This window comes from Acidovorax cavernicola (genome assembly GCF_003581445.1).
The window spans coordinates 1-609 of record NZ_QXMN01000330.1; the positions used below are offsets into that span (position 1 = coordinate 1).

Below are 609 nucleotides of genomic sequence, written 5' to 3' on the forward strand. Positions count from 1 at the left end.
GATCAGGAAATCGTGTTCAACGTGGGCAACACCTTCTTCGGCAAGGAAACCATGCCCCTGCGCGAGTTGCTCAACTCGCTCAATGAAACCTACTGCGGCGCCATCGGCGCCGAGTACATGTATGCCACCGACCAGAACCAGAAACGCTGGTGGCAACAGAAGCTCGAAACGATCCGCAGCAAGCCCCAGTTCGATGCCGGCAGGAAGAAGCGCATCCTCGACCGCCTGACCGCGGCCGAAGGCCTCGAGCGCTTCCTGCACACCAAGTACGTGGGCCAGAAGCGCTTCTCGCTCGAAGGCGGTGAAAGCTTCATCGTCGCGATGGACGAACTGATCCAGTCCGCAGGCTCCAAGGGCGTGCAGGAAATCGTCATCGGCATGGCCCACCGCGGCCGCCTGAACGTGCTGGTCAATACGCTGGGCAAGACCCCGCGCGACCTGTTCGCCGAGTTCGATCACACCGCTCCCGAAGACCTGCCATCGGGCGACGTGAAGTACCACCAGGGCTTCAGCTCCGACGTGTCGACGGCCGGCGGCCCGGTCCACCTGTCGCTGGCGTTCAACCCCTCGCACCTCGAAATCGTCAACCCCGTGGTCGAAGGTTCGGTG

The 609-nt window shown here is 62.6% G+C and carries 1 pseudogene; it reads left to right on the forward strand.

Features of this window, described 5'->3' with window-relative positions:
* Positions 1 to 609: pseudogene (sucA, locus tag D3H34_RS33475) on the forward strand (2-oxoglutarate dehydrogenase E1 component); the annotation flags it as partial.